Consider the following 761-nt stretch of genomic DNA (forward strand, 5'->3'; position numbering starts at 1 on the left):
TGGCGTATGTGATTTATACCTCCGGCTCTACCGGCGTGCCCAAAGGGGTGATGATTGAGCACCGGAATACGGTGAACTTCCTGTGCTGGGCGCGGCAGGCGTTTGCGGCGGAAGAGAGCCGGGAGACACTTTTCTCGACATCGATGAATTTCGACCTATCGATTTTTGAATGTCTGATGCCATTGTCCCGGGGTGGGGCGATTCATCTGGTGGATGATGCCCTGTCATTGCTGCAGCAGGCTTTGCCGGTGAGTTTACTCAACTCAGTCCCGTCTGCCATGAAACCGTTATTGCAGGCACAGGCGCTGATGGCGTCGGTTCAGACGGTCAATCTGGCGGGGGAACCGCTGAAAAGGGCCTTAATTGAACAGATTTTCGCAGAAACGCAGATACAGCGGTTATGTAATCTCTATGGGCCTTCGGAAACAACAACCTATTCCACCTGGCTGTCGATACGGCGGGGAGAACGGATTGTTGAGAGTATCGGGCGTCCGATAGCCAATACCTGTCTTTACCTGCTGGATGAGTACGGTCAACCGGTGCCGTTGGGGGTGGTGGGTGAGATTTACATTGGGGGCGCGGGGGTGGTGCGCGGTTACTTCAATCGCCCGGATTTGACCGCGGAACGTTTCCTTCTCGATCCGTTCAGTGATAAACCGGGCGCCCGCATGTACCGCACCGGGGATTTGGCCCGCTACCTGCCGGAGGGCAATCTGGAGTTCCTGGGCCGTAACGACCATCAGGTTAAAATCCGCGGTTTC

Annotated in this window: 1 protein-coding gene; it reads left to right on the top strand. The window is 55.8% G+C overall.

Annotation, left to right across the window (positions count from 1 at the left end; all coding sequences use genetic code 11):
- Positions 1-761, top strand: a 761-nt coding sequence (locus C5469_RS22965) for an AMP-binding protein (RefSeq protein WP_166311022.1), incomplete at both ends; no start/stop codon positions are given.

It is taken from the genome of Photorhabdus cinerea, assembly GCF_011189575.1.
In the GTDB taxonomy this organism is placed as follows: domain Bacteria; phylum Pseudomonadota; class Gammaproteobacteria; order Enterobacterales; family Enterobacteriaceae; genus Photorhabdus; species Photorhabdus cinerea.